The 22,645-nt window shown below is 70.0% G+C and carries 20 protein-coding genes; 7 read left to right on the plus strand and 13 right to left on the minus strand.

Features of this window, described 5'->3' with window-relative positions:
• Window positions 1-123 precede the first annotated feature (123 nt).
• A complete protein-coding gene (soxR, locus tag HEB94_RS47925; protein ID WP_192755990.1) occupies window positions 124-579 on the plus strand; it encodes a redox-sensitive transcriptional activator SoxR in 456 nt (151 codons plus the stop codon).
• Window positions 580-702: 123 nt separating this feature from the next.
• Window positions 703-1,707 (plus strand): phosphotransferase enzyme family protein, encoded by a 1,005-nt coding sequence (locus HEB94_RS47930; protein ID WP_192755991.1) that lies wholly within the window; start codon window positions 703-705, stop codon window positions 1,705-1,707.
• Between the two features lie 19 nt (window positions 1,708-1,726).
• On the opposite strand, the gene HEB94_RS47935 is transcribed toward HEB94_RS47930, so the two are convergent.
• From HEB94_RS47935 to HEB94_RS47960, 6 genes are all read right to left on the minus strand, one after another.
• Window positions 1,727-2,221 carry a DUF1579 family protein gene (locus HEB94_RS47935; RefSeq protein ID WP_192755992.1) on the minus strand — a complete coding sequence of 165 codons (495 nt, stop codon included), beginning with the start codon at window positions 2,219-2,221 and terminating at the stop codon, window positions 1,727-1,729.
• Window positions 2,222-2,336: 115 nt separating this feature from the next.
• Entirely contained in the window at window positions 2,337-5,525 is a 3,189-nt protein-coding gene (locus HEB94_RS47940) for a discoidin domain-containing protein (protein ID WP_192755993.1), read from the minus strand.
• Window positions 5,526-5,710: 185 nt separating this feature from the next.
• Window positions 5,711-6,631, minus strand: a complete 921-nt coding sequence (locus HEB94_RS47945; RefSeq protein WP_192755994.1) for a DMT family transporter — start codon at window positions 6,629-6,631, stop codon at window positions 5,711-5,713.
• The gene (locus HEB94_RS47950; protein WP_192755995.1) at window positions 6,628-9,120 is read right to left on the minus strand and encodes a wax ester/triacylglycerol synthase domain-containing protein; all 2,493 of its coding nucleotides are present in this window, start codon (window positions 9,118-9,120) and stop codon (window positions 6,628-6,630) included. The genes HEB94_RS47945 and HEB94_RS47950 overlap by 4 nt, the downstream gene beginning before the upstream one ends.
• Window positions 9,121-9,415: 295 nt before the next feature.
• Window positions 9,416-10,240, minus strand: a complete 825-nt coding sequence (locus HEB94_RS47955) for a TIGR03619 family F420-dependent LLM class oxidoreductase (RefSeq protein ID WP_192755996.1) — start codon at window positions 10,238-10,240, stop codon at window positions 9,416-9,418.
• Between the two features lie 4 nt (window positions 10,241-10,244).
• Complete coding sequence (locus HEB94_RS47960; protein ID WP_202896946.1) at window positions 10,245-11,036, minus strand: LLM class F420-dependent oxidoreductase; 792 nt, start codon at window positions 11,034-11,036, stop codon at window positions 10,245-10,247.
• 270 nt (window positions 11,037-11,306) lie between these two features.
• On the opposite strand from HEB94_RS47960, the gene HEB94_RS47965 reads away from it, so the two are divergent.
• Window positions 11,307-13,730: a hypothetical protein gene (locus tag HEB94_RS47965; protein ID WP_192755998.1), complete on the plus strand. Its 2,424-nt coding sequence runs from the start codon at window positions 11,307-11,309 to the stop codon at window positions 13,728-13,730.
• Here the strand turns inward: HEB94_RS47965 and HEB94_RS47970 are convergent.
• Window positions 13,666-14,157 carry a GNAT family N-acetyltransferase gene (locus tag HEB94_RS47970; protein ID WP_192755999.1) on the minus strand — a complete coding sequence of 164 codons (492 nt, stop codon included), beginning with the start codon at window positions 14,155-14,157 and terminating at the stop codon, window positions 13,666-13,668. The genes HEB94_RS47965 and HEB94_RS47970 overlap by 65 nt on opposite strands.
• Window positions 14,158-14,285: 128 nt before the next feature.
• On the opposite strand from HEB94_RS47970, the gene HEB94_RS47975 reads away from it, so the two are divergent.
• Complete coding sequence (locus tag HEB94_RS47975) at window positions 14,286-14,828, plus strand: NUDIX hydrolase (RefSeq protein WP_337918488.1); 543 nt, start codon at window positions 14,286-14,288, stop codon at window positions 14,826-14,828.
• Here HEB94_RS47975 and HEB94_RS47980 read toward each other — a convergent pair.
• Together HEB94_RS47980 and HEB94_RS47985 are read right to left on the minus strand one after the other, a co-directional pair.
• Window positions 14,801-15,622 (minus strand): class I SAM-dependent methyltransferase, encoded by an 822-nt coding sequence (locus tag HEB94_RS47980; RefSeq protein WP_192756000.1) that lies wholly within the window; start codon window positions 15,620-15,622, stop codon window positions 14,801-14,803. The genes HEB94_RS47975 and HEB94_RS47980 overlap by 28 nt on opposite strands.
• An 84-nt stretch (window positions 15,623-15,706) precedes the next feature.
• Window positions 15,707-16,123, minus strand: coding sequence for a MarR family winged helix-turn-helix transcriptional regulator (locus HEB94_RS47985; RefSeq protein ID WP_192756001.1), 417 nt, complete (start codon window positions 16,121-16,123; stop codon window positions 15,707-15,709).
• Between the two features lie 170 nt (window positions 16,124-16,293).
• Here HEB94_RS47985 and HEB94_RS47990 point away from each other — a divergent pair, with 170 nt between their 5' ends.
• Complete coding sequence (locus HEB94_RS47990) at window positions 16,294-16,890, plus strand: TIGR03086 family metal-binding protein (RefSeq protein ID WP_192756002.1); 597 nt, start codon at window positions 16,294-16,296, stop codon at window positions 16,888-16,890.
• A gap of 70 nt (window positions 16,891-16,960) precedes the next feature.
• On the opposite strand, the gene HEB94_RS47995 is transcribed toward HEB94_RS47990, so the two are convergent.
• Window positions 16,961-18,124: a Gfo/Idh/MocA family protein gene (locus HEB94_RS47995; RefSeq protein ID WP_192756003.1), complete on the minus strand. Its 1,164-nt coding sequence runs from the start codon at window positions 18,122-18,124 to the stop codon at window positions 16,961-16,963.
• 179 nt (window positions 18,125-18,303) lie between these two features.
• Here HEB94_RS47995 and HEB94_RS48000 point away from each other — a divergent pair, with 179 nt between their 5' ends.
• Window positions 18,304-20,181: a DUF8034 domain-containing protein gene (locus tag HEB94_RS48000; protein WP_192756004.1), complete on the plus strand. Its 1,878-nt coding sequence runs from the start codon at window positions 18,304-18,306 to the stop codon at window positions 20,179-20,181.
• 16 nt (window positions 20,182-20,197) lie between these two features.
• Here HEB94_RS48000 and HEB94_RS48005 read toward each other — a convergent pair whose 3' ends face one another.
• Window positions 20,198-20,923, minus strand: a complete 726-nt coding sequence (locus HEB94_RS48005) for a DsbA family oxidoreductase (RefSeq protein WP_192756005.1) — start codon at window positions 20,921-20,923, stop codon at window positions 20,198-20,200.
• 122 nt (window positions 20,924-21,045) lie between these two features.
• Here HEB94_RS48005 and HEB94_RS48010 point away from each other — a divergent pair, with 122 nt between their 5' ends.
• Entirely contained in the window at window positions 21,046-21,486 is a 441-nt protein-coding gene (locus HEB94_RS48010; RefSeq protein ID WP_192756006.1) for a winged helix-turn-helix transcriptional regulator, read from the plus strand.
• A 19-nt stretch (window positions 21,487-21,505) separates the two neighbouring features.
• Here the strand turns inward: HEB94_RS48010 and HEB94_RS48015 are convergent, their stop codons facing one another.
• Both HEB94_RS48015 and HEB94_RS48020 read right to left on the minus strand, forming a co-directional pair.
• Complete coding sequence (locus tag HEB94_RS48015) at window positions 21,506-21,916, minus strand: DUF1801 domain-containing protein (RefSeq protein WP_192756007.1); 411 nt, start codon at window positions 21,914-21,916, stop codon at window positions 21,506-21,508.
• 162 nt (window positions 21,917-22,078) lie between these two features.
• Window positions 22,079-22,510 carry a hypothetical protein gene (locus HEB94_RS48020; RefSeq protein WP_192756008.1) on the minus strand — a complete coding sequence of 144 codons (432 nt, stop codon included), beginning with the start codon at window positions 22,508-22,510 and terminating at the stop codon, window positions 22,079-22,081.
• Between the last annotated feature and the right edge of the window lie 135 nt (window positions 22,511-22,645).

Below are 22,645 nucleotides of genomic sequence, written 5' to 3' on the forward strand. Positions count from 1 at the left end.
GTGCTCTCGTACGCGGATCGGCGTTGACCCGTCGTTGCTGTGGACACGTACGCTAAGACCTGAACTATTGTTCAGGTCAATTGAACAAGCGCAGGACGAGGAAGTCATCGGAGGTGGCAGAAAGTGGACGAGCCGAGCTGGGATCAGAAGGAGCTCACCGTGGGCCAGCTCGCCGCCCGCAGCGGTGTGGCCGTCTCGGCCCTGCACTTCTACGAACGCCAGAACCTGATCACGAGCCGGCGGACGAGCGGCAACCAGCGCCGTTACCGTCGGGACACTCTCCGCCGCGTCGCCCTGATCCGGGTCGCGCAGCGGGTCGGCATCCCCTTGGCCGACATCAGTGCCGCCCTCGCCGAGCTCCCCAACGGCCGCACGCCCACCCGGCAGGACTGGGCCCGGCTCTCCGAGCGCTGGCGCGCCGAGCTCGACGAGCGGATCCACCGCCTCCAGCAACTGCGCGACGAGTTCGCCGAGTGCATCGGCTGCGGTTGTCTCACCATCGACAGGTGCCTGCTCGCCAACCCCTACGACCGGCTGTCCGAACACGGCGCCGGCCCTCGTCGCCTGCTCGAGTCCTGACCGACGGTAGCCGCGGGACCAGCCGCGGCCGTTGCACCGACGTCCGGCCTCCTCCCACACCGCGCTAATCCGGTGGCGACGACCGGCGCGCCTCCTGCAGGCTGGCCGATCATGACGTCACGGATGAGAACGTGGTGGACGGACGACCCGAACGACCCTGACGTACGGAGCGCCGACGACCCGGACGTCCGCGCGCTGGTCGAACAGATCGCGCCGGGCTCGCCGGTGAGTGACCTGGGTGGCTGCTTCAGCCTGAACCTCCGGCTGCACGATCTCGGCCTGGTGCTGCGGGTGCAACAACCGTTCGTGTCCCGGGGGCGTGTCCTCGCGATGCGGGAGCTACGCCGTGGGCTGCTCGCTCGCGGACTCCTGACGGCTTCCCCGCGGAGCTGGCACGATCGCGACCTGCTCAGTTGCCGCGGCCGCTGGAGCGAACTGGAGTCGTTTGTTCCGCACGAGAAGCCCGACCCGACCTGGGCGTCGTACCGCTGGATGTATCGCGGCATGGGTCGACTGCACCGCACCTTCGCCGATCTCGACCCCACGCTCCCCCGGCCGGTCGTCGCCACCTACGCCGCGCCCCGCACGCTGCGGCGCTGGCTCGCGGTCACCGGGCCGGCCGCGGCCCACGACGAGGTCGCCGAGGAGATGGCTCGGCTCGCCGGCGAACTCCTCCCCTCCTTGGCGGCGCGGTGGACCCCCGCCACCGCCCTGCCGACGCAGGTGGTTCACGGCGACGTACGCCTGGGCAACGTCGGGTTGACATCAGCGGGAGAGACCGTCTACCTCGACTTCGGCTTCGCTGCGACCAGGCCGCGCATCCACGATCTCGCGTATTCCCTGGCGTGGATCCTGCTCCGGCCCGACAACACGGGCAGCGCCGAGGCGTTCCCGTGGCAGCGACTCCCCGAGTTGCTGGGCGAGTACGAGGACGCGGCCGAAACCACCCTGAGCGACGCGGAGCGCCGGGCCCTTCCCGCTTACGTCGCGGCGGTCCCGATGTACCACGTCGCGGTCGCCGGATACACGGCCGATCCGGTGGCGAAGCTACATGAGGAGGCGGGCCGCAGGTCCTTTCTCCGGATCGCGAAGTGGCTCCTCGCCCATCCGGATGTGTCCTTCCGTTGAGGCGCTGCCGAGTCGGGCGCTACCCGCACCTGGTCAGCGTCACCTCCATGGCGGGAACCCAGCGGTGGCCGTCCTCCGACGCCTCGTGATGGGCCGTCTGGACCAGGCCGTCGTCGCTGAACACCGCCGTGCACCGGGTGTGCTCGCCCTGCCAGGTCCAGGTGCCTTCGCGGAGTACCAACGCGTGGGTGCTGACCTCCCCCGCCCCGGAGAAGAAGTGCGATCGGAAGCACTGGGCGCTCGCGTCGTAGCCGATGATCTCGACGCCGCCGCCAGGGGTGTCTCCGATCCGCCCGTACGCCGTGTGCAGCAGGAAGGAACCGCCGGGCACCCACTCGTAGACGTCGCTGGTCAGGATGCGCTCGTCCGGTCGGCCGTCGGGACCGATCACGTGTCCCTCGTTGATCCACTTGCCGATGAAGATCCCCAGCGGTGCCAGGTCGGGTCCTGCCGCCGCGGCGTGGGCGGCATGGCTCGCGTGGGCGGCGCGGTCGGTGTGGGTCGTGCTGGTCATGGCTGTCTCCCGTCGTCGAGTGGGTGCCGGGTGGTGGCGCCTCTCGAAGAGGTCGGAGCCGAGGCCGTGAGTTTGACGTCCGGCCAGGAGGTCCTGGGTCAACTGGCTGTGCGGGTCATGCGGAATCGAGCCCGCCGAGGTCAGCGCCGGTCACCTGGAGGTCGGCGACGCCGGCTTGGCCACGGTGCCAGTCCCCGACCAGAACCGACACGTAGGCCGCGTCGGCGTCGAAGTGGAACTCCTGGGACCTGCCCGGCTGGGCCGGCGAGGTGGCCGCGCGGGTCCAGGTCACCCCGTCCTCGGAGGTCTCGACGACGTAGGACGGAGCGCGCGGGGAGGTCCAGTGGAACACCGCCCCGCTCACCCGGTGCGTCCCGCCGAGGTTGACGACGAGTCGTCGCTCGCCCGCACCGGGCGACCAGGAGGTGCGGGGGTCGGCGTCGACCGCGAGGTCCGGGTCGCTCATGCCGGGCGGCAGCGGGGAGGACGGGTAGGTGATCCGGTCGCGGGCGAGATCGGTGGTCGGGGTGAGCACGCCGTCGCGGAACCGTGCGTCCCGGGTCTGGCCTGCCGGCACGCGTACGGTGACCCGCTCACCGGTCCCGACCGATGTCAGGGCAACGTTGACGGACGCGCCCGCCGCGACGTTGGTGAGCCTCGCGTGTTGGGAGTCGAGCACCTCGACGTCCAACCCAGCGGGCGATCCGCTGGTCGACAGCCGGAAACGCGGCACCTGGACGGCGGCCGACGCGGACGGTAGGTCCACCTCGTAGCTGAGGCCCGCCTGCGTCGTCTGCTGCCGGCCGAGGTAGACGGTGCGTCCCGCTCCCTGCTCCGGCACCGTCAAGGATTCCTTGGCGAGGGTGGTGCCGCTCAGGTTGAACAGGCTGAGGTAGCCATCCGACACCGCGGCGCGCAGGGATGCCGGTCCGCCCGTCGGCTGCGGCTGCGCCGCCAGCTGCGCGGTCCGTGCGGGCGGCTGTGCCGGGAAGCCCTGGACGACCATGCCCGCCGAGCCGGTGGCCGGTCCGTGCGACAGGGCGAGAGCGGTCGGAGACACCGCGATCGGGTTGGTGCTTCCCCGTACGACGAAACCGGCGCGTCCGTCGACGTTCAGCCAGGAGCCGTCGAAGGTCTGCCAGCGCGGCACGCTCGCGACGGTCCGCCAGGTCTGTCCGTCGTCGGAGACCTCGATCCGGTAGTTGAACGGCCAGGCGTCCTCCTGCCAGCGGATCGTCACCTCCGACAGGGAGCGCGGGCCGCCGAGATCAACCGCGAACCAGCCCTTCATGCTCGGTCGTTCGGCCGCGGAGTTGGCCCACCGGGTGGCGGGGTCGCCGTCGACGGCCATGGCGGGCACCGAGGCCTCGCCGTAGCTGGTGGATGCCGTGGCCGGCCTGCCGAGGGCGAGGTTCGTGTCCTCGCCAGGTCCGCGCACCTCGAACTCATACATCGAGTAGCCCCACTGCGAGGCCGCCTGCACGCCGCTCATCCGGACGTGGCGTGCCTGCGTCGGCGCGAAGGTGAGTCGTTCCGTGCCGCCCGCGCCGTAGCCGTCGGGGGAAAGCGTCGTACTCCCGGCCGCCGTGGTGAAGGTCCGGTCGCCGTCGAGCCCGGGCACACCGGGCATGTCGAGGTTGCGCAGCCGCAGCGACCCCTCGTCGTCACCCGTGCCGGTGGTCGCGTAGACGACGGACCCGTCGGGCAGGGTGGTGTAGCCGGCGTAGGAGTCGCCGCGGCGGACGACGCTGGCCGACGCGTCCACCCCCTCACGCAGCCGGGTGTAGGTGCGGGACGTGGCGGAGTCGACCCTGGTGATGGAGGGGAGGAACGACGGCGACTTGTTGCCCACGTCGAAGAGCCAGTCGTCGTGTTGCGGCAGGAACGGAAACTTCACGTAGTCCGGCTTGAGTACCGCCGACATCAGGGACTTCTCCGACTGGTGGTTGACCAGACCCGGGACCGGGCCGAAGTCGGTGACCTTCGAGGCCCGCGCGAAGTACTCCGCCTCGCTCACCGGCTCGACGTCGCCGGCCAGCCTTTCCCGCCAGTAGTGCAGGAGGTAGGCGATCGCGACCTCCGCCCGCGCCTCGGTCTCATACGTCGTACCCGGGCGGAACTTCACCAGCATGCCCGCCGGCGGGTAGTCGACGTAGGGCCCGAGCCGGCGCGCGAGCATCAACTCCGCGCGGGCCGCCATCGGGTCGCCGGTCACCATGCTGCGATAGGTGAGCGGGATCAGGCTCCGGCCGTAGAAGTGTGCGCGGTCGGCGATGGCCGGTTCGTACGGCACGCCCGCGTCGGTCCCGAACTGGTCGAGGACGTCGAAGATCTCGTCGTTGTTGGGCAGGCTCCGCTGGCTCGCCGGCACCGGGCGGCCCGCGATCAGGTAGTGCACGACGTTCCGCGCGGGGTAGGTGGCCGCCGACTGCTGGTACATGCCGTTGAAGCTGCCGTGGTTCTCGCTGGTGAAGGTGTCGAAGATGTTCTGCGCGCTCGCCCACTCCGAGACGGGGCGTCCCGCGATCACGGTGGGGTTGGCCTGGTCGGCGACGGGGAGCCCGTCCATGTTGAGGGTCCAGCGGTTCAGCCACTCCTGCCAACGCCCGTTGGCCGGATCGTCGGGCAGATAGGCGTCGGCCGCGGCCAGCATCATGGTGCGGGCGCCCATCTCCTCCATCTTGGTGTCGCTCACGAACCCGCCCCGCAGGCCGTTGGTGGTGCCGCCCTCGCGGCTGGGGTCGGTGGGTTCTGCGCCGGCGTCGGCGAGGTAGCCGGCCTCCCCGCGCAGGATGGTGTCGACGCCGGCCCGGGTGTCGTCGTCCAGGTCGTCCCACATCAGGTGGGCGGCGGCGATGACGTAGGCCTCGGCGGTCGCCTCCCAGTAGACGTAGGCGCCCCAGGTGCCGGTCTCGGGGTCGACGAACCTGTTCTGTGCGACGGCCGCCTGGATGCTGCGCACGGTGTGGTCGTGCAGAACCTCACGGGAGACACCGGCGACGGTCGCGTCGTAGGTGCCGAACCTCAGCAGGACGGCGTTGCCGAGGGTGCCCACGACGTCCCAGTTGGCGATGCCGTAGCTGCCCTGCTGCTCGTTCCAGGTGCTCTCCTGGAAGCGCGTGTTCCGCAGCAGCAGGTCGTAGTAGACGCGCGCGAGGTCGTCCTGCGAACCGTCCGGGAGTGCGGCGACCGTGGGCGGGGGTGACGGAGCGGCGGCCGCGCTCGGGGCGGGCCGGGCCAACGCCAGCGGGAGGACGAGCGCGGCGACTCCGACCGCGAGCAGCAGGCGTACGGCACGACTCATGGGCGGGTCCCTTCGGTCGCCGGCGGCCCCTTCCAGGTCGTGGGACAGGTCCGCGCGACCGCGGGAAAGGACACCTCGAGGGGGTGGGAGAGCGATTGCCGAGCGTGCCTGATCGTAGTCGCTCGATACGTCTACGTCTCTGCGGCGGCGGCCCAGGTCGGCATATGTCCGGAACGCGCCGGTGCTCAGGGGCGCGGGGACCGCTTGAGCTCCCGCTTGCGTTCGTCGCGGGCATGGAGTTCGGCGGTGAGGTGCTGGGATCGCGTGGCGACCAGCATGACCCCGGCGGCCACCACGAGCAGGGAGACGACCTCGCCCAGGTTGCACAGGGCGCCGCCCCTGATGCTCTCTCCCAGCCAGGCGATGCCGATGCCGATCGAGACGGCCGGGTCTCCCACGGTGATGATCGTCACCGTGAACACACCGAGGAGGCCCTTCTGGAAGGCCTGCTGGTTCAGCATGAATCCGGTCGGTCCGACGATCATCGCCGCGTACAACTGCCAGTCGCTGAACAGCGCGCCCACGTCGCCGTTGAACGACGTGACAAGACTGCGGACGAGCCCTGCCATCACGCCGTAGCAGACCGCGGCCGCCACCGAGATGGGGATGACCCGCGCGTCGCCCCGCAGCCAGGTCGCCAGCAGCAGCGAGCCACCCACGATTGCGATGAGGCCCAGCCCGAGTGGCAACGCGGCCGAGGTGTCGAAGGTGTCCCGCCCGTTCGAGGGCTGCGCGATGAGCAGGAACGCGCTCAGGCCCACGAGCGCCATCGCCACCCCGATGATCAAGGTGAGGTCGGGGCGCATCCGCATGCGGGCCGAGATGAAGAGGATGTAGAAGAAGGTGCCCGTGATGAGGAGCGGCTGGACGAGAATCAGCGGCCCGAGCCGCAGCGCCAGCGCCTGCAGGGCGAAGCCCAGGACGCCGAGCCCGATGCTGAAGACGAAGCCTTCCTGCTTCAACAGTTCAAGCAGCAGGGGTGGTCCGAGTCCGACATCGCGGGCGCGGCGCGCGGCCGAGTGCTGCAGGCTCGCGGCGCCGCCGAAGGACGCCGCCGCCGCGATCGCAATCGGTATCGCCAAAGCGGTGCCGAGGTCCACGCTCACGCCTCCACGAACTCCCGGAAGGCACCCTGCGTCGCCGCCACGACAGCCGCCGGGTCGAGCCCCAGGCCGCGGTCGGCCACCAGCCCGATCGCGGCGGTGTCGTCCGTGGTGAGGATGCCGACCGCCAGCGGCACGTTGGCCGACAGCGGCAGGATCGGATAGATCGCCCGCACGAGCGCGCCGGCCAACCGTCGAGCCCCACGTGGACCTGGCGCGTAGGACACCACGAGGTTGAAGAAGCGCTCGGTGTAGCTGTACCGGGCGAACCGGGCGAGCGCGGCCGGCGGCAGGAGGCCCGCCATTCGCAGCACCTTTCCCGCGGCTCGCGGCTCGCTCCGTGCGAGACCGCGCCGGATCTCCGCGCAGGCGCGGTCCAGGCGTTCCTTCGCCGACATCTCCCCCATCACCAGGTCGAGCGGGACCGCGCCGCTCCAGTTGCCGGAGATCTGGTCGATCCGGTGGGGTCTGGTGATCGGGACCATGGCGCGCAGGGGGTGGCCGGGCGTGACCAGGCCGGTGCCGGCCAGGAGGTGTTCCAGCGCCTGGCCGACGACGCCGATCGCGAGTTCGTGCTCGCTGACGTCGAACTGTTCTGCCGTACGCCGGAACTCCTTGCCGGGCAGCGGTACGAAGACGACGGAGCGGCGCTCGGTCGTCAGCGGCTGGTTCAGCGGATGGCGGGGCGCCCGGCCACGGGTGGCCAGGTGCCACAGGCCGCGGAGCAGTTCGGCCGGGTTCCCCGACTCCGCGGGCGGTGACGCGGGTGCGCTACCGGCGCCCTCCGTCGCGGGTTCGAGGTCACTGGGGTCGGCGTCGAGAAGGCTCTCCAGCAGGCCCAGCGCGGAGGTTCCGTCGCCCATGGCGTGGTGCAGTTTGATGCCGACCAGACTCCGGCCGCCGTCACCGCGACGGAAGAGCACCACCTGCCAGGCCGGCCGGTCCCGTGGCGCGGCCCGCGACCAGACCTCCTCGATCGCCTCGGTCGTGGCGGTGTCGGACATCAGCGGCCCGCCGGGGTACTCGGTGACGTGCGCGTCGACGTCGATCTCGTCGTGCCACATCCAGCCCATCCGGTTGCCGCGGTGCACCGGTTGCCGGTGCAGCGGTGGCAGGTGCCGGATCCGGGCGGACACCATCTCGCGCACCTGCCGCAGGGTGACCGGCCCGGCGGTCCCCTCCTCGACGGGGTCGAGTTCGAGTACCGCGCCGACTTCCTGCGGGGCCGTGGCGTCCTCCACGTGGGCGAAGTACGCATCGGCCGACCGCATCGGCCAGGCGTTTCGACGCAGGTTCTGTCCGGCGGACGGCGCGCGTCGACGGTTCAGGGCCGGCTCCCCCGGTGGTGCGAACGAGGCGACGTCCGCGGCAAGGTCGTGGTTGACGACGTGGGCACGCGCGGTGCTGCGCAGCGACCGCAGCGTCCCCTCCTCCGTCACGAACGCCCTTATCCGGTTGGTGACCTGCGCTTTCGACATGCACAGGTCGGAGAGCCCGGCCTTGGTCATGAGGCGGGCGTTCGCGACACCGTGCGCCGCGATCGGCTCGGCCATGAGGACCGGGACACCACACGCGATCGCCTCCAGCGCGGTCGCCCCTCCGGCGTTGGTCACCACCACGTCCGCGGCCTGGTTGAGCGTCGCCATGTCCTCGACCCAGCCAAGGGGCAGCAGGCGCGTTCGGTAGAGGCCCAGGGCCTCCAGGCGGGCAAGCGCCGCCGTGTTGCGTCCGCACACGGCCACGACCTGGACCCGTTCGTGTGCGTCGAGGATCGCGCGGACCAACCCTTCGGCGATACCGAAGCCGAACGCGCCGCCCGCGACGAGGACGACGAACGCATCGGGGTCGAGGTCGAAGCGCTGGCGCGCGGCCACCTGGTCGCCCGGCCGGAACTCCTGACGCACCGGCAGCGCCGAGGCGCGGATGTCGGCCGACGGCTCCGACGCGCGCGCCACCGGGACGGCCTCCTCGTGCATGACGAACGTCGCGTCGAGTTCGGTGTGCACCCAGAACGGATGAGGGGAGAAGTCCGGAACCCACGCGGCGATGGGGACGGCGAGTCCACGACGTCTGCGCAGCCAGGCCAGCCCTCCGCTCCCCAACGGATAGGTGCTGAGAATGGCGTCGGGTTGGAAACCATCGATCTCCTCGGCCATCCGTAAACCCGCCCAGGTGGAGGTAAACAGTTTCGAAGACCGCATGAACCATCGATAGTGCCAGGTTGCCTGATAGAAGAACTCATAGAGCCACGGCGCGCGTTCGACACTGGACACGTAGATCCACCGGAATGCCGCGCCGACTCCGGGCCCCATCGCGTCGAGTGTGTCGACCCAGCGAACCTCGGAATGGGGCCAGTGGCGCCGCCATGCCTCCTCAAGGGCACGTCCTGCCGCGTCGTGTCCGCCGCCGAGCTTCGCCGAAACGATCATCAAGCGTCGCCGAGCGGGATCCGCCGCGCCCATGCCGTCCTTTTCTGGAGCGATACCGCCCACCTTGGCGTTCCTCCCCGGTGATCTGCTTTCTCAACAGCTTCTCAGGGTCCAGGCATTCCTGTGCCCGTATTCGCGGGTGAAGGGTGTGGCGAGAAACAATGCGTCACATTTTGCTTGGCTTCGACGACGGATGCGCTGTTCCCCCGCGGCTGATCCGTCAAACAACATCACGCGACGGGCGGGCCCTCGCGCCACGATCCTGTCGCCGCCAAGGTCGCCTTGACGATCTTGGTGTGGTGGGCTTCGTGTGCTCGTCGGTGTCGATCACCGTCAATCTTCGCTGAACGGCGGCGCGTCACTCGCCGTTGAACTGCCTGATCGCGGCCTCCCACTGGTCCAGCGCGCGCTCGACGATGCTGCGCGGGCCGGACGGGAGCCAGTGGTTCGCCCGTCGTACGCCGGCAGCTGCCATGCGCTCGAACAGCGCCGCGTCGACCGGTGTGTCCAGGAACTGGATCTCGATCGGACGGTCCGCCCGGGCCTGAACCTCCTCGATCCGGTCGAACACCTCGGCACCGGTGAAGTGCGGTAGCCAGCCGTCGCCGTAGGCCAGCACCCGGTCCAGGACGGTGGGGCCGTCCCCGCCGACGAGGATCGGAGGGTGCGGCCGTTGCGCGGGCTTGGGGTAGGACCAGATCCGATCGAACGACACGAACCTTCCCTGGTAGCTGGCCTCGTGCCGCGTCCAGATCTGCTTCATCGCCTCGACCCGCTCCCGCATCAGCGCCATCCGGGTCCGCGGGTCGGTGCCGTGGTTGCGCATCTCCTCGCGGTTCCAGCCGGCCCCGACACCGAACTCGAAGCGGCCACCGGACATGTGGTCGATGCTGGCGACCTCCTTGGCGGTGACGATCGGGTCACGCTCGACGACCAGCGTGACCCCGCTGCCGATCCGCAGCGTCGTCGTCGCGGCGGCCGCCGCGGCCAGGGCCACGAACTGGTCGTAGATGTGCACGTACTTCCGCTGGAGCGTCCCGCCCGTCTGGGTCACCACGGCCGCCGGGATGTGGGTGTGGTCGGGAATGAACAACGCGTCCTGTCCACGCTCCTCGACCATCCGTGCCACCTCGGCTGGCCGTATCCCGTCGTGTGTCGGGAAGTAACCCACTCCGAAGTCCACCGGGTCAGCCGCCGTTGAACTGACCGATGGCGGCTTCCCAGCGCTCGAGCGCCGGCTCGACGATGCTGCGCGGGCCGGACGGGAGCCAGTGGTTCGCCCGTCGTACGCCGGCAGCCGCCAGGCGTTCGAACAGCGCGGGGTCGACGGGCGTGTCCAGGGTCTGGATCTCGATCGGACGGTCCGCCCGGGCCCGTAACTCCTCCATCCGGCCGAACATCTGGTCACCGGAGAAGTCGGGGATCCAGGCGTCCCCGAAGGCGAGCACCCGGTCCAGGACGGTGGGGCCGTCCCCGCCGATCAGGATGGGCGGGTGGGGCCGTTGCGCCGGCTTGGGGTAGGACCAGATGCGATCGAACGACACGAACCTTCCCTGGTAGCTGGCCTCGTGCTGCGTCCAGATCTGCTTCATCGCCTCGACCCGCTCCCGCATCAGACCCGTCCGGGTCCGCGGGTCGGTCCCGTGGTTGCGCATCTCCTCGCGGTTCCACCCGAGACCGACGCCGAACTCGAAGCGGCCACCGGACATGTGGTCGACGCTGGCGACCTCCTTGGCGGTGACGATCGGGTCGCGCTGGATGATCAGGGTGACCCCGCTGCCGATCCGCAGGGTCGTGGTCGCCGCGGCGGCCGCGGTCAGCGCCACGTACAGGTCGTAGCAGTGGCTGTACTTCCGCGGGAGTTCACCGCCACCGGGATAGGGAGACTCGCGACTGGCCGGTATGTGGGTGTGCTCGGGAAAGAACAGCGCGTCCTGACCACGTTCCTCGACCATCCGCGCGACCTCGCCAGGGCGCATGCCGTCATGTGTTGGGAAGTAACCCACTCCGAAGTCCACCCGGCTTCCCTACCCGGCGCGAATGGGTTCGACTCGCGGGCTCCTGCGATGGGGTGGGTCGTGAGTTTCTCACACGACCATGCGCAAATGTCCATTTATGAACGAAAAAAACCGGTCGGGAGGTTTGTGAGGCCACACAACGTGGCCATTGTTTCCGCAGCGCACTCCGCCCGAGATACCGACGGAACGTCATGAGCGTTCGGCAATGTTTCAGGAAACGATGGGGAGCAAATGCCTCGAGCTTGGAAATCGCTAATCGTAGGTCTCGTTGGCGTCGCCTTACTTTCCAGCGCGCAGTACGCCGGCGCCGAACCCCTCGGACTCTCGGCTGACCCTGGGCACGCGCATGGCGACGACGGCTCGGGCGGTGCGTCGCAGTACAAGCCCAGCATCTCGACGGTCACCCTGATCACCGGCGACCGGGTCCGGGTCACCACCCAGCCCGACGGCACCAGGTCGGTCATCCCGATGCCGGGGGCGGGCCGCGCGGCCAACCCGGTCAGTATCCGTTATCGGGGCGACGCGATCGACGTCGTACCCGCGGACGCTGGAGCGTTCGTACGCGCTGGTCGCCTCGACCCGCGACTCTTCGATGTGGCGGGTCTCGTCGCCGCGGGGTACGACGACGCCTCATCTCCTGAACTGCCACTCCTCGCCCGCCACACCCCCGGTCGGACAGCCCTGGAAGGGGTTCCGGCGGGAGCGACCGTTGGGCGAACGACCGGCGGCGACTCCTCCACCGCGCTCGGCCTCGGGAAGAAGGACGCGGCGTCGTTCTGGAAGTGGCTCGTGGGGTCGCAGCAGCCCAAACCGGCCGGGTCGCGGTCCACCGGCGATGCGCTCGCCGCCGGAATCCAGCAGGTCTCCCTGCGCCCGCTGGCGTCGACGCATCATGCGGGCGGGGGCGCCATGCCCATGTCGTCCGGCGCCACTTCGGCGCGAAAGGCGGCACCTCCTGCCGCGAACGCGACCACCGCCAACCTCCTCATCAAGCTCATCGACCGGAACGGAAGGCTCATCACCAAGGTCGACGAGGCCTTCTTCACCGAACCCGTCGTGCTCAACCGCGACACCGAGGACGTCTACCCGTTGGAGCCTCGACCGGCTGGCCTCGGAGTGGCTCTTCCTCCCGGGTCGTACAGCTTCGGCGAGATCATCGTGACGACGCAGCGTCTCCAGCCGACGAGCTACACGCTGCTGGCCCGGCCCAACTTCACCGTCAGCGGCAACCTCACCTTGACGCTGGACGCCCGCCAGGCGCACGAGATCCGGGCGACGGCCCAGGCCCCGGACCCCACGCCGATCGTGACGACCTTCGGTGTCATCGAGCTGTTCGCGGGCCGGCCGTGGACCACTCTGGTCACCCTGCCGGGGGCGACGCCCTTCCGCGCCTTCGCGCTGCAGACCGCCGCGGTGACCGACAGACCCTACAACTTCGCGATGTTCCAGTCCTCGAACTCCAGTTGGGGCGTCTACGACCTGCTTGTCGGTGAGTCCGGAGCGGTCCCCGCGAACCCGACCTACCACCTCCGAAACGCCGACCTGGGTCGAATCAGCTCCAGGTACAACGCGGCCGGGACCGGGCTGGGGCTCAAAGGGACGCTGTTCCGCGAGGCACAGCTCCCCGGGGATGTTCAGGTCGGGCTCGGATGGTTCTATCCGACGGGCATCCCTTCCACCCGGGTCCGGTTCACCAGCTCGGCGTATGGCGGCGCGCCCCTGCCATGGTTCGCGTCCGTGGACGTCGGCCGCGACCCGGCCGTCCCGATCTACTCGGAGGTGCGCGCTCCCGCGGTCATTCCCATCGGCGTCACCACTCTGGGGCTCTGGAACCCAGCCACCTTCCGGCCGGAAGGTCACGGTGTGCGTCGTGACGATCTCTCGATGAACGTCACCCTCCAGCCGTTCGCCTCCGGAGATGTCGGCACGACCTTCTTCATCCTGGACGAGGCCGGGGTGACCGGCAGTGCCGTACTGGAAAGGCGTGGTGAACCCGCCGCCCGGGCGAACGATCCCAACTTCCTGAGAACCGAGCCGCAGCCGGCTGCCACCACGTCGTACTCACTCGATCTTCTGGCGAGACGAAACGTGTCGTGGTCGAGGTACGCCACCTCCATCCACGCCTACTGGAAGTTCACCTGCCACCGCCCCCCGACGGGGCATGACGGGCACCCGATGCGGCTGCTGAACATCGGCATCAACGGTGACTACGACCTGTACGGAAGAGCGCCGGCGGGTCGACCCTTCCGGCTCGACCTCACGGTCGCCGAGGTCGAGGGCACCGGCACACCGCAGTCGGCGACGGTGGCGGTGTCGTTCGACGAGGGCAAGACCTGGAGGAACGTCCCGACCGTACGGGACGCGACCAGGAAGTGGCACGTCATCATCAACCATCCGAACACGCCCGGAAAGTTCGTCGCGCTCCGCGCCAAGACCCAGACCGACCACGGAGACGTGTACAGCATGACCACCATTCGGGCCTACGGCATCGGCCCGGCGGCCACAGTAGGGGCACCCGGGTGGAGCCACCGGCTCCGTAGTGACCGATCGCGTGCGGCTGGCGCACTTCCGTCGCCACCCGCACGCGGATTCAGTGATGTCGTGTCGCCTGTGCGGGAGAGTCATCGGGAGACGGTACGTGGGGATGCTCGCTGAGCGGTTTCTGGTAGCAGCGGCTCAGCGGATCGGTGACGTACTTGCCGTAGGGAGGGACGGACGTGAAGCCGCTGGCTTCGTAGAGCGCGATCGCCTCCGGCTGACGTACTCCCGTCGCCAGCCGCAGCACGTCGTACCCGAGGGCGCGCGCGAGGTCCTCCAACGCACGCAGGAGCGACCGCGCCACTCCCCGCCCGCGATGCCCCGGCAGCACGAACATCCGCTTGAGCTCACCGGCAGTGGGCCCGGCCGGCTGGACGACGCCGCAACCGACGGGCTGGTCATCGACGAGGGCGACGAGGTACCTCGCGTCCGGGTGGACGCCTGACCGCCCCTCCGCGCCGTACCGGCTCACCATCTCCTGAAACGCCGCGTCGAGCAGCAGCCTCAGGCCGGCGTCACCGAGGGTGCGTCCCTCGATCAGCACGCCAACGCCTCCTCGCCGCCCCGCCTGGGCGAAAGCTGTGTCGGACACGGGTACGAACGTTGGGCCCGCCCCGAAACCGTATCCTGACGTTGACGCGCCTCACGCGCCCGGCGGATAGGGTGCGCGCTGTGACCTCGGTGCGCACGCGGTGGAGGATCCTGGGCGAACGGGTCGTCGACGATAACCGCCACATCCGGTTGTCGAGCGTCGACGTCGAGCTTCCGGACCGAACGCGGTTCACGCAGTACGTCGCTCGGATGCCGCGGAGCGCGATGACCGTCGTCCTCGACGAGCAGCGCCGGGTCCTCCTGATGTACCGGCACCGGTTCGTCATCGACCAGTGGGTGTGGGAGCTCCCCGGCGGCTACGTCGACCAGGCCGAGGACATCGCGGCCGCTGCCGCCCGGGAGGTCGAGGAAGAAACCGGCTGGCGCCCCCGCTCGATGCGACACCTGGTGACGTTCCAGCCGTCCGTCGGTTCGCTCGACCAGCCGCAGGAGCTCTACCTCGCCCGCGGCGCCGACCAGGTGCACGACACACCGGACATCAACGAGGCCGAACGGGTGCGCTGGGTCCCGCTCGAGGAGGCCGTCCACCTGATCGACACCGGCGAGATCGTCGGGGCCGCCACCGTGGTCGGCGTCTACCGCGCGCTGACGCTTGCTCCCTGACCCGACTCGCGGTCCTTCGCGGCGAGCAGGACGTAGCCGCCGGGAAGCCTGGACACCTCCCGCTCGGCCGCCTGGCCGTCGGGGCTCTCGCTCGGGTACTCCTCCACCAGTTCGATCCGCAGGCCCGCCCGAGCGATCGCCGTGACGACATCGCCGAGGGGCCAGCGGAACTCCACCGACTCCGGCATGACGTCACCAGCTCCGGTACCCGCCAGGCAGGAGGGCCCCGCGGCGTTCCACTGGGGTCGACCACGGCGGAAGTAGTCATCGACGGCGGCGAGCCGACCGCCGTCGACCCTCAGGCAGCCGTTGAGAGGGTGGATCTCGTCCATCAGCAGACGGCCGCCCAGCTTCAGCGCGGACGCCACGATCGCCGCCCAACGATCGAGGTCCGGTAGCCAGCAAAGGGCTCCGCAGCTGACGAAGACGACGTCGAACGTCCCGGCCCGCAGGTCGGGCGGCAGGTCGTAGACGTCCGCGACGACGAACCTCGCGGCCAGGCCCGCGGTCTCCGCCTTCCGCCGCGCGTGCCTGATGTTCTGCGGCGCGATGTCCACCCCGGTGACGTGGGCGCCGACGAGGGCCAGGCTGAGCGTGTCCTCCCCGGACGCGCACTGCAGGTGCAGGACGTCGAGGCCCTGCCAGTCCGAGATCGGCAGCTCCTCGGCAGCGAGGTTCGCGACACCCTCCGCGAACAGGTCGCCCGGGTGCAGGCCGTCACCTCGCACGACGGCGATGACGTCCCAGGCACGTCGATTGATCTCGGTGAGGCGGGCGATCTCGGCGCGCTCCATGCGGGCGAGGGTAGGAAGGCGACGGGAGCCTCGGCCAGTGGTTTTCCGGCGGGAGACGCCGCCGGGTCATCCGCCGCGCGGAAGCTAGGCGGGCTCGCCGGCGAGCCGCTGGAGTACGGAGAGCAGCGTCTTCCGCTCCCGGTCGCTGAGCTCGCCGAGTAGTTCCTCCTCCATCGCGCGGATGTCGGCACGTGCCTGTGCCAGGCGGCGTTCACCGGCCGGTGTGAGTCGCACGATGCGCGCTCGGCGGTCGGTGGGGTCGGCTTCGCGGACGAGGAGACCTTCGCCCTCGAGATCGTCGAGCAGCCTGATCAGGCGCGTCTTGTCGTAGGCGATGGCCTGGGCGAGCGCGAGCTGGGTGGGGGCCTCCTGCTGCGCGAGCTGGGACAGGACGACGTAGTCCCACATCTTCAGGTCGCGGGCGGCGAGCAGCGGCGTTTCGGCGTCGATGAGGCGGCGGGTGATACGCGCGAAGAGTGCGCCCAGATCCTGCCGCTCCATCCGGCAATCCTACAAATCCCGCGACACGGGCCCGGTGGGCACGGACCGGGAGCACCTCGGCCGAGACACCTCCTCGCCCGCCTCGCCCGGTTCGACGGCAGCACGACCTTGACAGGATAATAAGCAGATGTAGATTATCTACGTCTGCTTATTACTTGGAGGGATGGACAATGGATCTCGTGGATCTCAACCGGCGTGCGGTCGATCGCTGCGTCGAACTCGTCGCCGGCGTGGATGCCGCGGCGCTGGAGCGACCCACTCCGTGCGCGGGTTGGACGCTCGGCGACCTGCTGGCGCACATGATCGCCCAGCACCGGGGTTTCGCCGCCGCGGCCGACGGCAACGGTCGCGATCGGGCGGCGTGGGAGGTACGGCCGCTCGGCCCGGATCCGGCCGTCGACTACGAGGCGGCGGCGCGGGGAGTGCAGGCGTCGTTCGGCGCCGACGGCGTACTGGACCGGGAGTGCTGGCTTCCCGAGTTCAGCGAGGACAGCCCGTTCCCGGGCCGGATGGCGCTCACCTTCCACCTGGTCGACTACGTGGTGCACGGCTGGGACGTCGCCGCCAGCCTCGGCGTCGAGGCGGACTTCGCCGCCGACCTCGTCGCGGCCGCGCAGCGGATCGCGGAGCAGGTGCCGACGGGCTCCGTCCGCGAGGAACCCGGAGCCGCCTTCGGCCCCGCGCTGCCGGCGGAGCCGACCGCGTCGCCGATGGACGCGTTGCTCCTGCACCTCGGACGTAACCCGTCCTGGCCGAAGGTGGGTTGAGCCCCCGGCCGAGAGCCCGGCCAGGACGCCGGTCGCGGCGCCGGTCAGAGACGCCGATCCAGGACTCCGGTCAGAACGTCGGCACCGGGACGCGTTCGCCGTCGCGCAGCGCGGACTCGTGCGCGCAGATTCCCGGTGCGGTCCAGGCGGCGGACGTCGCGGCGTCGATGGCCGGAGCCCGGCGTTCGACGATGCTGGAGACGAACTCGTGCACGAGGTAGGGGTGCGAGCCGCCGTGCCCGGCGACCTTCGTGACCGGCGGTCCGCCGTCGGCAGGTGTCAGGGTGTATTTCCGCACGTAGCGGGCGAGGGCCTCGGGCAGCCGGGACGCGAAGTCGGGCGGCTCCAGTTCGGTCTCCCGGGCGGACCGCCCCCGCCCCTGCGGGCCCAGCGGGAGGAGTTCGAACATCCGCATGGGCTCGTCCGGCACACCCGACCACTCCAGGCTGCGCTGGTCGCCGTATACCGAGAAGCCCTCGACGTAGGACCGTGCGATCTGGAAGAACGACATCGTGATGTCGGCGACGACGTCGGAGTCCCGCAGCCGGAACAGCCCCACCTCGGTCGGGAACGGGTTACCGAAGTGCGCGGTGCGTTCCTCGCTCATCCGGGCGGAACCAAGAGCGGTGACGTCGGCGACGGTGCTGCCGGTCAGCGCCAGCAGTGGCGAGAGTGCGTGGGTGATGTACTTCATCGGCGGGTAGCCCTGCCAGTAGTCGGGATACCCGTCGAGGTTCTGGATGTGGTAGCCGCGGTAGAGCGTGAGCGCGCCCAACTCGCCGGCGCGGTACATCTCCTCCGCGAGGAGGTACTCACGCCCGTAGGCCGAGGTCTCCATCATCATGTAGTTCTTGCCCGACTCCCGCTGCGCGGCGACGATCGCGCGCAGGTCGTCGAGTTCGGTCGCCATCGGGACGGCGCAGGCGCAGTGCTTGCCGGCCCGGAGCACGGCGAGGGAGTACTCCGCGTGGAACGCGACCGGCGCGAGGATGTGCACGGCGTCCCAGCGGTCGTCGGCGAGTACGTCGTCCAGCCGGGTGTAGCGGTCGGTGATGCCGTACCGGTCACCGACCGCGGCGAGGCGTTCGGGTGAGGAGTCGACGAGCCCGACCCGGCCGACGTGGGGGTGGTCGGCGTAGAGCGGGACGAAGTCCGCGCCGAAGCCGAGCCCGACCACGGCGACGTCGAGCGGTCGGCCGTCGGCCCCGCTCCCGTCCACCCGACCGTCGTTCATGCGAGCGTCCTCCGTCCGACCGGCACCTGCGTCGAGCGGGCAGTTTTCCATAGCCGCGACCAGCCTGGCCATCCCGGTCGGCGAGTAAAGTCCAAGCCCGCAAGGACGACTACAGTGCCAGGCGGGCAGGCCATCCCGTACGGGCCCGTATCCGGCGCGACCACAGGAGACACGGACTCATGAGCGACCATGATCCGATCCGCGACCTTCCGACCATCGCATCCGGCGCGCAGGCCGCACCGCCCGCGTGGGCCCGGTCGCAGCGTGAGCTCCTGCGGGAGTTCGAGGAGGCCGCACTGACCTTCGTCGACCGCTACGCCCGGCCCGACGGAACGCTGCCGTGGCGGACGCAGTGGCCCGGCATGGACGGCTCGGACGACCCCTACGAAGGGTTCCAGGGCCTGCCAATGCTCTACCTGCTCGGCGGTGGGGAGCAGCTGCTCTCCCTCGCCCGCCGGCAGTGGGAGGCGGTCACCTGGCAGTGGACGGAGTACGGCCAGATCCACCGCGAGTTCGACGCGTACTACGACTGGATGCACCACGGCGAGGCCAACAACCTGCTCTACCTGCTGGCCCAGGCCGACCCGACCAGCTTCCGCGAACGCCAGCGCGCCGTGACGTTCGCCCGGCTCTACACCGGCGAGGACCCGGCCGCGCCGAACTACGACCCGACGCGCCGGCTGATCCGCTCACCCCTGACCGGCTCCCGCGGGCCACGCTTCACCTGCACGGCCGAGGACTGGTCGACGCACCGTGAGGTGCTCGACAACTACCCGCCGCCGTTCGAGGACCTGCCCGGCGTCACGGGGCCGAAGTGCCAGTGGACCGACGACCCCGTCTACGCCGAGATCCTCGACCGGATGAACGCCCGGATGACCCGCGGCGACGTCCCGCTCAACCTCACCTCGACCAGCCTGATGGCGCACGCGTACCTCTACACCGGCGACGCCCGCTTCCGCGACTGGGTGCTTGACTACCACGACGCGTGGCGGGCCCGCGCCGAACGCAACGGCGGCATCATCCCCGACAACGTCGGGCTGGACGACGTGATCGGGCAGTACATGGACGGCGCCTGGTGGGGCGGCTACTACGGCTGGCGGTGGCCGCACGGCGCCTCCCAGCTCGTGGAGGCGGTCGCGATCGGGTCAATCAACGCCGTCCTGCTGGACGGGAAGACCGCGCACCTCGACCTGGTCCGCTCCCAGCTCGACGAGCTGTGGGCACTCGGCCGGGAGGAGGACGACGGCTGGGTCACGCCGTACAAGCACCTCGACGCCGGCTGGACCGACTTCCGCCCGCCGGACTATCGGATTCCGGTCGCCTGCTGGAGCCTCAGCCACGAGCAGCAGGACCTCGACCGCGTACTCCGGCTGCCGGGATCGGAGCGCTGGGGCGAGCCGACCGACCGGATGGTCAAGGGCAACGGCGCGGCCAACAGCCAGCACTGGTTCGCCTACGTCCAGGGCGGCAGCCCCGACTACCCCAACCGCATCCTCGAGGTCAACCACCGCCAGCTCCACGAGCGGATGGAGCAGATCCGGCACGACGACGGCGATCCGGCGGAGTGGGACGTCCACCACTGGCAGAACATGAGCCCGGTCTTCCCCGAGGGTCTGGTCCAGCTCATGCACGGTACGCCGCTGCACCTGTATCACGGCGGGCTGCAGTTCGCGACGGTCCGCTACTTCGACGCGGTGGCTCGGCGGACGGGGCTGCCGCCGGAGGTCGCCGCGCTGGTCGAGCGGGTCGACGGCTCCTCGGCGACCGTGCACCTCGTCAACTGCGGAAACGCCCACCGCGACCTCGTCGTCCAGGCGGGTGGCTTCGGGGAGCACGTCATCGAGCACGCGACGGTCCTCACCGGCGACGGGTCGAGCGAGCGGCAGCAGGTGGAGGGGAAGTGGCTGCGGGTGCGGATCGGGCCGGGCGCCCAGGTCCGACTCCGCCTCGCCCTCCGCCGCTTCGCCAACGACCCGTCGTACGACACGCCCTGGTCCACCCGCGCCGACCGGCCCGCGCTGCTTCGTGGCCGCGACCTCGACGGGCCCGCCGCCTAGCGCGGGTCCGTCAGGGTCAGCCGTCGCCTTGGCCGGGTAGCACGCAGCCGTCCGGGGTGCACACGCCGTCGGTGCCGGCCACACCGGGCAGCAGCGAGATCGTGGCGGGGTGGCTCTCCTGCCAGGCGGTGGTCAGGGCCGAGAGCAGGTCCTGCGTACCGATCGCGCCTGGGATGGCGTATCGGCCGTCCAGGACGATGAACGGGGTGCCGCGAGCGCCGAGGCGCTGGGCGGCGCGCTGGTCGGCGGCCACCCGGTCCCGGTAGCGCCGGCTGTCCATGGCCTCGGCGGCCCCTTCCCGGTCCAGACCCACCTCGGCGGCGAAGGCAAGGACCTGCTCGGCGGTCCACAGCTTGCGGGCCGTACCGAAGTGTGCCTGGAACATCGCCGACCAGACCTCGTCGCCGCGGCCCTGGTCTGTCGCGTAGGCGAGGAGTTCGTGGGCAAGGTCGGTCGGGCCGAGCGTCCGCTCCAGCGCGTGGTAGGGCCGGAGTCCCTCGCTTCGGGCTACCGCTTCGATCGAGGTGAGGATCTGCTCCCCGGTCGCCTGGGGCATCCCGGCCACCTCGAACAGCTCACGCTGGGTGATGCCTTCGCGGGGCAGGTCGGGGTGTATCTGGAACGAACGGTGGGTCACCGTCACCTCCGAGGCGTGCTCGAAGCGGTCCAGGGCCAGGCGCAGCCGGTGGTCCATCAGTCCGCAGTAGGGGCAAACGATGTCGGACCAGAACTCGATCTTCATGAAGATCACCCTTGCTCTGCTTGATACATACCTTCTGTTCGTAGCCACATCGTGCATTAGAATCAGGGGCCTACAAAAGGCACACTCATGTGCGTGGGCCACGACGACGAAGGACGATGACCATGGCGACGCTCCGGAAGACGCGGACCGGCGTGCGAAAGAACGTGCGCAGCGTGCCGGGTCCGTGCGCACAGTGGAACGACTCCGACGCGGACTTCATCCGCGAGATCCTCGATCTGGTCGGCGACAAGTGGAGCGTGCTGATCATCGGAACCCTTGCCAACGGTCCGATCCGCTACTCCGACCTCGCCGACGCGATCCCCGGCATCTCCCAGCGCATGCTGACGTTGACACTGAGGCAACTGCAGCGCGACGGCCTCCTCACGCGAACCGCCTACCCCGAGGTGCCGCCTCGGGTCGAGTACGCCCTGACCGACCTCGGCACCTCGTTGCTGTCCACCGTCCTCGCACTGGCCGCGTGGTCAGCCGACCACCACGCCGAGATCCGCCGTCACCAACAGGCCTTCGACACCGACGCCGAGACGACACCTGCCCGGGTCTGAACCGAACGCCCCCTGCTCGCTACATCGCGAAGCGACCGGCGGCGACCAGATGGGCCGCGCGGCGTACGAGCTCGCCCGCCACGTCGATGTCGAGATCGTCGAGCCGTCGGAAGCGGATGCAGCTCTTGCCGACGCTGACCCTGCCGAGCCGCTCGGCGTTGGCCTCCGCGAGATACCCCTCCTGGTCGGCGGCGCAGATGTAGAGGGAGACGTACTGCTTGTTGTTGGTGAGGCCGACCGGGAACCAGTCGCCTTCCCGGCCAGAGGCGTACCGGTAGTGGTAGTGGCCGTAGCCGATGAAGCGGGTCCACATGCGAACCTCGAGTTCGGGGACCTCGACCCGGATCCGTTCGTGGACGGCGCGCACGATCTCTCGCCGACCGTCGGGTAGTCCGGCGATGTAGTCGGCGACCGCCGAGTCGACAGCCATCGCTACCGCACCCACCCCAGCGCGCCGAAGGTGCAGAACATACCCATCGGCGGGTGCTTCGGTGGGCAGCTTCTACCCCCTCGTCCTCGCGGGTTCATCGCTCCTCCTTCGATCCGCCGGCTCGGCCCAAGGATGGCACGCTGCACCCCCGGCCGAGGGAGCTCATCGAGCTTCGTAGGAGTGGCCGATCGAGCCCGCGACCACGGCCAGGCTCGACTCGTAGGCGTAGCACGCGGTCCGCATGCCAGATTCGAGCTTCGCGACGGCCCGCGCATCGCCGGCAGCGGCTGCGGCGGCCAACGCCCTGGCGGCGTTACGGAGGCCCACGTCCATCGCGTGCGCATCGAACCCAGCAAGGACATAGGCGCGCACCCCGTCGGTCAGGTGGGTCCGGAACACCGCACACGTCAGGAGCGCCCAGTCCGGCCTGGTCACTTCGAGGCCGCTCGACTCGATCTCGATGACGCTCTTCGCGGCGGGCCGTTCCTCGGGCGCAGCTTCCAGGGCGGGGGTCTGAGTACACCCGGTCAACACCGCCAACGCCGCCAACACGGCTGCCGCGACGGCGCACCCGCTGATCATCTGCCGCTTCATGCGTTCCCCGTTCTGTGGTGCCGGTCGCGTTCCCCGCGCGACTTCTACCACCGGCCGGCCGACTCCGGGACCCCAACGCGCACACCCGTGACCGCACCGAGGCAAGGCTCGCCGTCAACCTTCCGGAAACGCGCG

The sequence above is a fragment of the Actinopolymorpha pittospori genome (assembly GCF_014873875.1).
In the GTDB taxonomy this organism is placed as follows: Bacteria; Actinomycetota; Actinomycetes; order Propionibacteriales; family Actinopolymorphaceae; genus Actinopolymorpha; species Actinopolymorpha pittospori.

What these genes read in the sequence shown, in the direction of transcription:
- HEB94_RS47930 (WP_192755991.1), top strand. Translation starts at nt 703, where the DNA reads ATGAGAACGTGGTGGACGGACGACCCGAACGACCCTGACGTACGGAGC.
- HEB94_RS47935 (WP_192755992.1), bottom strand. Translation starts at nt 2,221, where the DNA reads ATGACCAGCACGACCCACACCGACCGCGCCGCCCACGCGAGCCATGCC.
- HEB94_RS47940 (WP_192755993.1), bottom strand. Translation starts at nt 5,525, where the DNA reads ATGAGTCGTGCCGTACGCCTGCTGCTCGCGGTCGGAGTCGCCGCGCTC.
- HEB94_RS47960 (WP_202896946.1), bottom strand. Translation starts at nt 11,036, where the DNA reads ATGCGCCCTGGCGAGGTCGCGCGGATGGTCGAGGAACGTGGTCAGGAC.
- HEB94_RS47965 (WP_192755998.1), top strand. Translation starts at nt 11,307, where the DNA reads ATGCCTCGAGCTTGGAAATCGCTAATCGTAGGTCTCGTTGGCGTCGCC.
- HEB94_RS47980 (WP_192756000.1), bottom strand. Translation starts at nt 15,622, where the DNA reads ATGGAGCGCGCCGAGATCGCCCGCCTCACCGAGATCAATCGACGTGCC.
- HEB94_RS47985 (WP_192756001.1), bottom strand. Translation starts at nt 16,123, where the DNA reads ATGGAGCGGCAGGATCTGGGCGCACTCTTCGCGCGTATCACCCGCCGC.
- HEB94_RS47990 (WP_192756002.1), top strand. Translation starts at nt 16,294, where the DNA reads ATGGATCTCGTGGATCTCAACCGGCGTGCGGTCGATCGCTGCGTCGAA.
- HEB94_RS47995 (WP_192756003.1), bottom strand. Translation starts at nt 18,124, where the DNA reads ATGAACGACGGTCGGGTGGACGGGAGCGGGGCCGACGGCCGACCGCTC.
- HEB94_RS48000 (WP_192756004.1), top strand. Translation starts at nt 18,304, where the DNA reads ATGAGCGACCATGATCCGATCCGCGACCTTCCGACCATCGCATCCGGC.
- HEB94_RS48005 (WP_192756005.1), bottom strand. Translation starts at nt 20,923, where the DNA reads ATGAAGATCGAGTTCTGGTCCGACATCGTTTGCCCCTACTGCGGACTG.
- HEB94_RS48010 (WP_192756006.1), top strand. Translation starts at nt 21,046, where the DNA reads ATGGCGACGCTCCGGAAGACGCGGACCGGCGTGCGAAAGAACGTGCGC.
- HEB94_RS48015 (WP_192756007.1), bottom strand. Translation starts at nt 21,916, where the DNA reads ATGGCTGTCGACTCGGCGGTCGCCGACTACATCGCCGGACTACCCGAC.
- HEB94_RS48020 (WP_192756008.1), bottom strand. Translation starts at nt 22,510, where the DNA reads ATGAAGCGGCAGATGATCAGCGGGTGCGCCGTCGCGGCAGCCGTGTTG.